The 11,345-nt window shown below is 51.2% G+C and carries 10 protein-coding genes and 1 pseudogene; 9 read left to right on the plus strand and 2 right to left on the minus strand.

Going from position 1 to position 11,345, the window contains the following annotated elements:
• Positions 1–31: 31 nt before the first annotated feature.
• Positions 32–502: an SRPBCC family protein gene (locus F4Y64_04925; GenBank protein ID MXX96942.1), complete on the minus strand. Its 471-nt coding sequence runs from the start codon at positions 500–502 to the stop codon at positions 32–34.
• Between the two features lie 276 nt (positions 503–778).
• On the opposite strand from F4Y64_04925, the gene F4Y64_04930 reads away from it, so the two are divergent.
• From F4Y64_04930 to F4Y64_04970, 9 genes and pseudogenes are all read left to right on the plus strand, one after another.
• Positions 779–1,351 carry a gluconate 2-dehydrogenase subunit 3 family protein gene (locus F4Y64_04930; GenBank protein ID MXX96943.1) on the plus strand — a complete coding sequence of 191 codons (573 nt, stop codon included), beginning with the start codon at positions 779–781 and terminating at the stop codon, positions 1,349–1,351.
• A gap of 25 nt (positions 1,352–1,376) precedes the next feature.
• Complete coding sequence (locus F4Y64_04935) at positions 1,377–2,243, plus strand: sugar phosphate isomerase/epimerase (protein ID MXX96944.1); 867 nt, start codon at positions 1,377–1,379, stop codon at positions 2,241–2,243.
• A complete protein-coding gene (locus F4Y64_04940; GenBank protein ID MXX96945.1) occupies positions 2,244–3,407 on the plus strand; it encodes a Gfo/Idh/MocA family oxidoreductase in 1,164 nt (387 codons plus the stop codon). It abuts the gene before it with no gap.
• 89 nt (positions 3,408–3,496) lie between these two features.
• Positions 3,497–4,495: a sugar phosphate isomerase/epimerase gene (locus tag F4Y64_04945; GenBank protein ID MXX96946.1), complete on the plus strand. Its 999-nt coding sequence runs from the start codon at positions 3,497–3,499 to the stop codon at positions 4,493–4,495.
• Complete coding sequence (locus F4Y64_04950; protein MXX96947.1) at positions 4,485–5,456, plus strand: formylglycine-generating enzyme family protein; 972 nt, start codon at positions 4,485–4,487, stop codon at positions 5,454–5,456. Before F4Y64_04945 ends, F4Y64_04950 begins: the two co-directional genes overlap by 11 nt.
• A 45-nt stretch (positions 5,457–5,501) precedes the next feature.
• Positions 5,502–6,863, plus strand: coding sequence for a Gfo/Idh/MocA family oxidoreductase (locus tag F4Y64_04955; protein MXX96948.1), 1,362 nt, complete (start codon positions 5,502–5,504; stop codon positions 6,861–6,863).
• Positions 6,864–7,514: 651 nt separating this feature from the next.
• Positions 7,515–7,736 carry a hypothetical protein gene (locus F4Y64_04960; protein MXX96949.1) on the plus strand — a complete coding sequence of 74 codons (222 nt, stop codon included), beginning with the start codon at positions 7,515–7,517 and terminating at the stop codon, positions 7,734–7,736.
• Positions 7,737–7,767: 31 nt separating this feature from the next.
• A pseudogene (locus tag F4Y64_04965) lies at positions 7,768–8,797 on the plus strand (modification methylase).
• A gap of 3 nt (positions 8,798–8,800) precedes the next feature.
• Positions 8,801–9,928: a DUF262 domain-containing protein gene (locus F4Y64_04970; GenBank protein MXX96950.1), complete on the plus strand. Its 1,128-nt coding sequence runs from the start codon at positions 8,801–8,803 to the stop codon at positions 9,926–9,928.
• Positions 9,929–10,645: 717 nt separating this feature from the next.
• Here F4Y64_04970 and F4Y64_04975 read toward each other — a convergent pair.
• Positions 10,646–11,137, minus strand: a complete 492-nt coding sequence (locus F4Y64_04975; GenBank protein ID MXX96951.1) for a hypothetical protein — start codon at positions 11,135–11,137, stop codon at positions 10,646–10,648.
• Positions 11,138–11,345: the final 208 nt, after the last annotated feature.

Below are 11,345 nucleotides of genomic sequence, written 5' to 3' on the forward strand. Positions count from 1 at the left end.
GTGGTACCGCTTAAGTCGGCTGGACTGCCAATTATTGAGGCAGAAATAATTCTTCAATTTTTGCGCGACGGTATTCGAAAATTTTTCGCAGTTCTGGTTTGACCATCAACTGGTCAATCAGTGCGCCTCCCGGTACCAGATAATTGACTGTATCGTCCACCCGAGTCCCTCCGTTTTCGGAATGGAAATCGTGGCGGTGCACCCACTTCTGATACGGTCCACGCAGCTGCACATCGGTGAATCCATTCGGGGGATCCCATGCTGTGATTTCAGTTTGCCAACTGATTGGGAATCCACGTACTCGCAATTGATAGTCAATCAGAGCTCCCGGGTACATCTCAATCGGGCCGGGTGTGACAATGCGAAAACTCAGAAAAGGAGGAGTGATCCGCTCCAGATTACGAGCCTCGGCGAAAAATGCAAATGTCTCCTCAAGAGGAATCGGTAACCACTGGCTTGTGGTGAAGATCAGGTCTGTGTCTTTGGGTGTACGTGGCTTCATTTTGAATTCATCGTAATCGTAAGGTTATTATCTAAAAGGGTGCCAAATAGCACAGGTGAGATACAAATTCCCACAAGGAGCGTGAATTGTTGCACTGTGAAGGGAGTGCAGTTGAATAGCGAACAAACTCCATTCCAGTCTACTTTCAACTGCGATCATCATCCAAAACTCTTCGGTTCACTATCTTCTGATGATATTCTTTAACTTGTTGCTCCTGGATTGTTCTGAAACATTGCTCAACCCTTTGTTTTACAAACGGAACCCCTGAGATATTTGATGGATCGAAGAACCGCATTACAGCGCATTGCGCTCTTGATGGGATGTACGATTTCGGCATCCACTGTTGCCGGAGTCCTTGGAGGATGCAGTGCAGGTAGAAATGAGGTTGTTTTTGAAGCTCGTACATTGACACAGGGGCGCGATGAGCTTGTTGCAACGCTTTCAGAATTGATTATCCCAGAAACAGACACGCCGGGAGCGCGTGCCGCCAAAGTGCACGAGTTCGCGGATAATATGCTCACGGACTGGTATGATGAGGCTGAAGTAGAGGAGTTTCTGGCAGGATTGGAAGATGTCCAGCGACGTGCCGGAGACTATGATTCAGCATCCTTCATGGATCTGGATCCTGACAGGCAGATCGAAATCCTGACCCAGATGGAAAAAGAGGTGGAAGTGTGGCGCGAAAATGGAGAACTGGGGACAACTCCTTTCTTTCAAACGATCAAATCATTAACACTCTTTGGCTATTATACTTCCGAGGTTGGCGCTACGCAGGAATTGCGTGTAAATCCGATGGGAGTTTATAGGCCAGATATTCCTTTTTCTGAAATTGGCCGTGCATGGGCCTGATCAGTAACCTAAATCCAAACGCATTATGAACAGACGAACTTTTCTACAATCATCGGTGGCACTTCCGGCAGCTGTGGGGGCATTGGCTGGTTTTTCTTCAGGTAAATTACCAGAACCTCAGGGATCAAAAGCATTGGCACGTCCACGCTCTCTGGAGCGTATTGGGGTACAATTATACACCGTTAGGCATCTCATGTCAAGTGATTACGAGGGGACGATTCGGGCTGTTGCGGATGCGGGCTATGACGAAGTAGAAACCGTATGGGACGCGGATCGCAACCCAGATGATATACGTGCACTCTTTGATGAGGTGGGACTGGCTGCCCCTTCAGGTCATGTACCACTTGGTGCCCTGCAGGACGACTTAACAAAGGTGTTGGATGCATCAAAGCGGATTGGACATTCATATATCGTGTGCCCATGGCTGGATGAAGACCAGCGAACCATGGCCCACTACAGAAAATATGTCCCATTTTTTAACGAAGTGGGGGCTGCATGCAAAGAGTCCGGGATCCAGTTTGCGTACCATAATCATGAATTCGAATTTGAGCCCGCCGAAGATGGGATCATCCCTTATGACTTTATGCTCGCAGAGTTGGACCCGGATTTGGTGAAGATGGAGCTTGATCTATATTGGATTGCCTATGCAAACCGTGATCCAGTGGAATACTTCCAAAATTATCCGGGGCACTTCCCATTGTGTCATATCAAGGACATGGGAGCAGATCGTGAAATGACTCCCGTTGGTGAAGGCCAGATTGATTTTACCGCAATTTTAGCGGAAAGTGAAACTGCCGGACTCAAGCACTACTTCGTAGAACACGATCATCCAGGAGATGCATTGGCGAGCATCCGTACTAGTATTGCTCACCTACGATCGCTGGAATTCTAAATGGGATTAGACCGAAAGCTCCGCTATGGTATGGTAGGCGGTGGCCCGGGCGCATTTATTGGGAATGTGCATCGGATAGCGGCCGCTCTTGATGGAACGATGGAGTTGGTTGCGGGCGCATTTTCGTCTGATCCGGCAAAGTCCAAGGCACAGGGAAAGGAGTTGGGGCTGACCGAAGAGCGGTCCTATGCCTCTTTTTTGGAGATGGTCGAGAGGGAAGCGGCACGCGACGATAGGATTGACTTTGTGTCTATTGTGACTCCCAATCATATTCATTTTCCGGTTGCAAAGGCATTCCTTGAGGCAGGTTTTCATGTCATCTGCGATAAGCCGATGACCAATACGCTAGAAGATGCGGAAGCATTGTGCCATCTGGTACGCAAGCACAATCGTGTATTTGCGCTTACGCATAATTATACCGGGTACCCTATGATCAAGCAAGCGCGTGCAATGATTCGAGAGGGCAAGGTCGGGGCCGTCCGCAAGATTATTGTCGAATACCCGCAGGGATGGTTGGCAACGCCGCTTGAGCTCACAGGAAATAAGCAGGCAGATTGGCGTACAGATCCGAGTCGTGCCGGGGCAGGAGCATTGGGAGATATCGGATCCCATGCAGAAAACCTCGCCCGTTACGTAACAGGTTTGGAACTTGAAGAGTTGTGTGCAGATGTCACCACCTTCGTTGAAGGCCGGGTTATTGATGATGATGTCAATATGTTGGTTCGTTATCAGGGGGGAGCCCGGGGCGTGTTGCATGCCTCTCAGGTCTCTGTCGGAGAAGAGAACAACCTGAATATTCGAGTGCATGGTGAAACGGGATCTCTCCAATGGTTTCAAGAGCACCCGAACTGGCTCTATTATCGCGACCTAGATGGCCCTGAACAGGTATTTAAGCGTGGTAATGACTATCTATCCGCGGCGGCGCAGCACAACAGTCGTCTTCCCTGGGGGCATCCAGAGGCATTTCTGGAAGCTTTTGCAAATATTTACCTGAATGCCGGTAGAACGATTGCAGCACACGAGGCGGGAGAGGACCCAGCACCGCAAGATCTTGATTTTCCAAATGTATATGATGGTGCCAGAGGGGTCCATTTTATTCTCACTGCATTGGAGAGTGGGAGGCGCAGAGAATGGGTTGATGCCAGTTACACGCCTCCAGACTAAGCGTAATCAGCGGCTCCTACGTTCTACCGTATCAGGTGTCCACAGGGACATTACACAGCATCTGAATTCATTCATATCAAATCATAAACATGGCACGTCCAGTTACTTTATTCACCGGTCAATGGGCCGATCTTACACTTGAAACACTTGCAGAAAAGGCCGCTTCCTGGGGCTATGACGGGCTGGAGTTAGCATGTTGGGGGGATCATTTTGATGTCCAGCGGGCACTCCATGAGAGTGATTATTGCCAAGGGCGACATGATCTTCTTGCACGGTATGGCTTGAAAGCCTATGCGATCAGCAACCACCTGGTTGGGCAGGCGGTATGTGATCGTGTTGATGAACGCCATAAAGCAATCATTCCGCCTCATGTATGGGGGGATGGGAATTCGGCAGGTGTCCAGAAACGCGCTGCAAAAGAAATGCAGGATACGGCTAGGGCTGCCGCAAGACTGGGTGTCAAGGTCGTGAATGGTTTCACCGGCAGCAGCATCTGGCCGCTTCTATACTCTTTTCCACCCAATGATCCTGCAATGATTGATGCCGGATTTCAGGATTTTGCAGATCGATGGCATCCAATTTTAGATGTATTTGATGAGGTCGGTGTTCGATTTGGTCTTGAAGTACATCCAACAGAGATTGCTTTTGATATCGCGAGTAGTGCGCGCGCATTGGAAGCAATCGGGCATCGGGAAGCATTTGGATTCAATTATGATCCGAGTCATCTCGGATATCAGGGTGTAGACTACATAGTCTTCATTGATCGCTTTGCAGATCGGATTTACCATACCCATATGAAAGATGTCTGGTGGTCAAACCGTCTGACTTCTGTGGGAGTATTTGGAGGTCATACAGATTTTGGTGCACCGGGACGTTTTTGGGATTTTCGTTCAATTGGTCGCGGATCGATCAATTTTGAAGAGATCATTCGTGCCTTGAATCGGATCAATTACAATGGACCGCTCTCCATTGAGTGGGAAGATATTGGAATGGATCGGGAAGTCGGTGCCTCAGAGGCCTGCACTTTTGTAAAGAACGTGGACTTTAGGCCATCGGGTGCGGCATTTGATGCAGCTTTTGCGAATTAAAACCGCTGCTATACTGTGGGTCTGTTTCGGGGTTGGGACCGCAGGAGCACAATCGGAGTTGGGAATGATAACGGACACGATTCCGGGAACTGATGTGTTTTTTACGATGATTGGGCTTCAGGGAGGGACGTTCTTGATGGGGACTCCTGAAGATGAAGAGGGACGGGATGAAGATGAGGGGCCACAGCGCGAAGTCACCGTATCCCCGTTTTATATTGGGGTTCATGAGGTGACCTACGACGAGTTTCTTCTCTTCTCAAGTCTGGATCGTGATAACTCACAAGGCTCGGCAGGAATTGAGTTTGATCCCGAGTTGATTGCACGTCCAAGCCCGCCCTATGAAGATCCGGCTCATGGTATGGGCACGAATGGGTATCCGGCCGTTGGTATGACGCAATGGGGTGCTCTCCAGTATGCGCACTGGCTTTCGAGCAAAACCGGCGTCTTCTACAGGTTACCGACCGAGGCCGAGTGGGAGTATGCCTGTCGTGCAGGAACCTCATCTGCGTTCAGCTTTGGGGAAACCGCAGACTCCCTTGATGTCTATGCATGGCACTATGGCAATAGTGACGAGACATACCAACAGGTTGGGCAGAAGGGATCGAACCCCTGGGGGATTTTTGATATGCACGGCAATGTAGCCGAATGGACACTGGATGAGTACAGCGAAACCTTCTATGAAGGACTGGAAGGACCGTCGTCTGAAGACCCATGGAATTTGCCCGCTCGACTCCATCCACGTACGGTCAGGGGAGGAGCATATGATGATTCTCCTGAAGCATTGCGCTGTGGTGCACGACTTCGATCCAATCTTGACTGGAAGCGCCGAGATCCTCAAATCCCGCGGTCTATGTGGTGGAATACAGACTCACCATTTGTTGGATTCCGGATTGTTCGACCATTTGTCCAGCCGTCAGCGGAGGAGCAGCAGGAATTTTGGGCGAATGTGCTGGGCGGGTAATATCAGGCGAATTTATTAAATTGCACTACACAAATTCAGAAACCAATGAAAGAACCCTCGAATCCCTTCAATCGTCGAGATTTTGTCAAAAGCGGAGTAGCTGCCGTTGTAGGCGGTGCACTTGCGAGTCAGTTCCCAGTGAAAGCGAATGCCTTCTATGGTATAGATGATACGATCCGGGTTGGGCTGATCGGTTGCGGAGGAAGAGGCACCGGCGCGGCGCTTCAGGCGCTGAAAGCCGCCTCGAACACAAAACTGGTAGCCATGGCTGATGCATTCAGTGATCGCATTGAGGAGAGTCACAAAAATATGATGGAGCCGGAAGAGGCGGATGAATCGACACTGGACGCTATAAGTCGGATTGATGTACCGGTCGAGAAACGCTTTGATGGCTTCGACGGATATAAGGAGGTAATCGCCGCTTCCGATGTCGTCATTCTGACAGCACCCCCAGGCTTTCGACCCATTCATTTTGAGGCTGCCGTTGAGGCGGGAAAACAGATCTTCATGGAGAAGCCGGTCGCGACGGATGCTCCAGGTGTGCGTCGGGTACTAGCCTCGGCCGAAAAGGCAAAACAAAAGCAGTTAAATGTTGTCGTTGGTCTACAACGCCACTATCAGACCGAGTACCGTGAGTGGGTCAAACGAATCCATGAGGGTGCAATCGGAGACATTGTTCTTGGCCGTGTTTATTGGAACGGTGGTGGCGTCTGGGTTCGCTCTCGGGCTGAGTATGAGGAGAAAGCTGGTCGTCCTTTGACAGAGATGGAATATCAGATGCGTAACTGGTATTACTTCAATTGGCTTTGTGGGGATCACATCGTAGAGCAGCACATTCATAATATTGACGTTGGAAACTGGGTGAAGCGGGGGCATCCTGTCAAAGCCCAGGGGCAGGGGGGCCGCCAAGTTCGTACGGGCCTGGATCATGGCGAAATTTATGATCACCACTTCGTCGAGTTTGAATATGATGACGGGAGCCGTGTTATGAGTCAGTGCAGGCATATACCAGATTGCATGAACAGGGTATCTGAAGGATTTCATGGCACGTTGGGGACTGCTCCGGCACCGGGTCAACTTTATGATGCCTCAGGACAGACGATCTACAAGCATAACAGCAAAGACGATCCGAATCCCTATCAGGTAGAACATGACGAATTGTTTGCCGCGATTAATGAAGGAAAATTCAAGTTTGCTGATGCGGAAAATGGCGCGATTGCCACGATGAGTGCGATTCTTGGCCGGATGGCGACCTATTCCGGTAAGGTAATTACTTGGGATGAAGCAATGGCCAGTAAATTGGATTTAATGCCGAAGAAGTTTGCATGGGATGCGGATCCTCCCGTTTTGCCAGACGAAAAAGGTCACTACGAAATTCCGACTCCCGGTGTAACTGCGGCACTTTAGGAATTCTTGTTTCCGAGTAAAGTCGAAAGCGGATGCCATGAGTTTATATCTAGGTTTTTGTATGAGCTATGGTGTATACGTCCGAAAATCCCATGTAGAATGATCCCATTGTAGTAATGAATTGTGGGATGCCTGACCGAACGGCCGTGTGCCCTTCGATTCGTACATCGGAGATCTGCAAGGTCTTTGTGTGCGCGCGTATGGTATTGGGTTCCCCAAGACTCCGTATATTTGCGTCCATCATGGAGCACACACACGACCCGCGGGTACCTGCGCTTTCCAAGTTCATGCCGGCGGATGATTGTTCCCATGTTGCGAAGGACCTTTCCCCCTGTATGATCTTCAGCGGTACGCCGTTCTTGTGAGCGGCGATATTCAAGTGGATGAGACCCGCATTCCGGTACGGTATCCTGTGAACAGCAAGGCTTCCGGTACGCATCATCTTGGCTACGTTTTGGGGTATTCGGATCCGGTCTCGAAGGTGATATTTTTTGATGCCTAACCCGGGCAACCGCGGGCGGGGCCGTTAGGGATCTTAGCGGAGTATCCGGGGTATTCGCAAACCGATGCTACAATGTGTATGATCGGTTTGCTTAGCGGGACGGGATTCTCCACTTCAATTGTGTGGCCCATTGTCGGCGAAAATTCGAGATGGTGAAGTCATCCGAGTCTAAGCGGATGGGGATGCTTGTGGCTCATGTTTTTCCGTTGTTTCACGGAAGTATCGTACTTTACCTGTTCAATCCAGACATCTTCGTGGAGAAGATGCCAAGTGCAGTGCGTCTGGAAATACGGGATCCGTATCTGCGTCCAGGAGTTCAGGTATCACCGTGCACAACGGCGTTTGATCAAGCAGTTCCTGATTGGACGTGAGTGCTTGAATCCGAAATTTGACGAAAACGTCATGGCACAAAACCCAAATCTGCACGCTGCAAAACGGGCCAAAAAGGACGAGTTCTACACGCAGCTGAGTGATATAGAGAATGAGCTTGCTCATTACAGAGCGCATTTCAGGGACAAGGTGGTCTACTGCAACTGTGATGATCCGCGCGTGAGCAATTTTTTTACATTCTTCTCGAAGCAATTCGAGTTTTATGGTCTCAGGAAGCTGATCACGACCTGCTACAAGAATCAGCAGCCGGATCTGTTTTCGCAGCATGATTCCGAGCGGGCGGTCTACCTGGAGTATGCGGGAGATCAGGATGGGAATCGGCGCCCGGATCCACACGAGATTGCCGTAACGCCCCTGCGGGGCGATGGAGACTTTCGGAGTTCCGAGTGTATTGAACTTTTGAAGGAAGCCGATATTGTGGTAACGAATCCACCGTTTTCGCTCTTTCGCGAGTATGTGGCGCAGTTGATGGAGTACGACAAGAAGTTTCTGATCATCGGGAGTATGAATGCGGTCACATACAAGGAGATTTTTCCCTTGATCAAGGAGAATAGAGTTTGGCTGGGATACGGACTAAGTGGGCAGGACATGCTTTTTGACGTACCCAAAGACTATGCGCAGGAGTTGGTTGCCACGAAAAAAGAGGGGAGTGCTTACCGAATTGTATACGGTGTTGTGAAGGGGAGATTAGGTAATGCATGCTGGTTCACGAATCTTCCGCACAAAAAGCGGAACGAGGAGTTGATTTTGTACAAGAACTATTCTCCGGAGGAGTACCCGCACTATGACAATTACGATGCAATCGAGGTGAGCAAGACGAAGGAAATCCCCCAAAATTGGGGGGGGGGCAATGGGGGTTCCCATCACGTTCCTGGACAAGTATAATCCCGATCAGTTCGAGATCCTGGGCTCAGATTACGACATAAAGATGGGGCTTCTCCCTGGAATCGTCAACCCAAAATGGAATGGGAAGATTGATCGTGGCTACATCAACGGAGAAAGAATTTATGCTCGCATCCTGATTCGCAACAAGCAGCTGTGATCGATGGAGATTCACGAGCACAAGATTGCGATTGGAGACATGATCGAGGGGTACCATGATGATGGAGACGGTCAGGTCATCGGATACGCAGGGTTGTTAAACATCCGTCCGCCGTATCAGCGCGAATACATCTATGACGGGCGGAAAGACTTTCAGGAAAACCTGATCCGATCGATCTACTTCGACCGCCCGGTGAACCTGATCTACTTTGCGAAAGCAGAGGACAGCGCATACGATTACGAGTTGCTGGACGGGCAGCAGCGCATCATCACGATCTGTAAGTTCATCAAGGAGCGGAAGTTTGCGATTACTCTTGCGGGTGGGGAGATCCAGTACTGGCAGGGCTTATCTGCGAAAGATCAGCGGCGGAGCCTGGAGTATAAGCTCCATGTGCATGTATGCGAAGGGGATGCCGATGAATTGATGAGGTGGTTCAAGACGATCAACACGGGAGCAAAAGAGTTGTCCGATCAGGAGCTGCGCAACTCCATTTACAATGGTCCCTGGGTAACGGATGCGAAACACTACTTCACGAAGAAGGGCGGGCAGGCCGAGCTGTGCAAGACGTATATGGGAGGGAGGCGGGATCGTCAGGATCACCTGGAGCGGATCCTGCAGTGGGTAACCGGCAGCGCAAGGGATCACGATATCCGCAGCTACATGGCGAAGCGCAAGAAAGATAAGGATGCGAAACGGCTGTGGACTTACTTTAGGGAGGTGAAGGGCTGGATTGATCGCCTGTTTAATGCGCACAGAGCCATGAAGCAGGTGAACTGGGGCGTGCTGCACCGGAAGTATGGGGACCGGGAATATGATGCCGAACACACGCGCACAGTGGCCACCAAACTCATGAACGATGATGAGGTGCAGAAGAAGAGCGGGGTCTACGAGTATGTGCTGGGTGGTCAGGTCACCGAATCGCTCTTGAATCTTCGGACGTTCGATGACAAAGTGAAGTTCAAGGTCTATGCGAAGCAGGACGGGAAGTGCAACCGCTGTGGAGCGGAGATCAAGAAGCACGAAGCCCATGCGGACCACATCAAGCCGTGGTCAAAAGGAGGGAAGACGGACGAAGAGAACTGTCAGGTCTTGTGCGCCCCGTGCAATCTCCATAAGGGCGCGCGTGGGTAAATCAGGCTGTGAATAGGGAGATATGTGTGATAATGCCAATAGTTTATGTCAGCGCACCGCGATTCCATAGCCCTTGCTCAATACCTGCATCTTGCATGGGATGAATCTTATGGAATGGCTGGTGAACGCACTCGAGTGGATTCCGACTACGGCCAAATACTCCACGTTGTTGCCCCATGGCTGGAATGCTGAACGATCATTGGCCAAAGCCGCGTAGATCAAGCCTGAAGCAGGCCCCAGGCGTCCGAAAAAAATGTGACTCTATATGGGATTGTCGTACGGATATGTTATGGCTGTAAATCCCCCCAAATCTATACCCGTAGCCCCGTCAATGATCAATGCCTGATTTTATCCATGTGCAGGATAGCCTTTCTCAGGATAAGTTCACGGATAATTCTGCTACTGAACTTTTCCCTGCAGTTCTGGCTCCATTGAGGGGCAAAAATAATCCCAGACATATTGCTGATAACGCGTAATCATTAAGGATCGGATCGAACATTTTGATCATACCACGATTTGTGTGGGCTGTTCGACTTGGTGTCCCATTAGAGGTTCATGATTGTTAGATCGACCAAGAATCGGGTCACAGTTTTTTGCCTTACGCTTCCCGGATTCAGCGATCCGTCTCATTGCGGGGAGCAGCTTGTTCTTTTTCTCCAAGGCTCACGTTTTTTCTCTGAAGAACTTTGATTCCGTTGCCGGAGATCTTCCTTCCTGCTAATATTGAAGCATACCTCGTACGTTCACGCCGAGCGTTGCCTGTCCGTGCATGAGTCCAAAGACGGAGAAGCTGACCGGGTCCGCGGGATGGAACTCGCCGCCCAGCCGGTACACTCGCCCCTGTGACATCTGCGTCACGCCCACAATCGAGCGGGCCGTCCCGTCCTTCCACGGAATCCCATAGCCCCACTCCACCTCCGTCCGATACGCATCCGCCCCGACCGGCACCACATCCTGAATTGTCTGCCGACCGTACATCGACCGCGCCGGTCCCCACGATGGACGCACCCGCACCATCATTCCCTCCGTGCGACGACCCACCTGCACCAGTGCCGATACGCCCCACTCCGTGAATGCGTCCGCCGTATGCATCACCAGCCCCTGCGCGTGCACATCCCCCTTCAATCCCCATGCCGGATAGTCTATCCGCACGCCTCCACCCACCTCCAGGCCGGTCCCCGTCTCTGCGCTCCCCCCATCGCGGCGCACCAGCGCCTCCACATACGGACGAAGCCGCCCGCGGATCCTCGCATGCGCTTCCACGCCCGCCCGTATCCGGTACGCCTCAGCGGTCACCGCCGGACCGGTCAGCTCCGCCTCGGTTACCAGCACATCCCCCCGGTAATGCAGCCCGATCCGGCCATTGGACACCCATCTCCCCCGAACGCCCATCGCACCGAACCAGGACGCCAGATCC

The sequence above is a fragment of the Rhodothermaceae bacterium genome, from assembly GCA_009838195.1.
GTDB lineage: Bacteria > Bacteroidota > Rhodothermia > Rhodothermales > Bin80 > Bin80.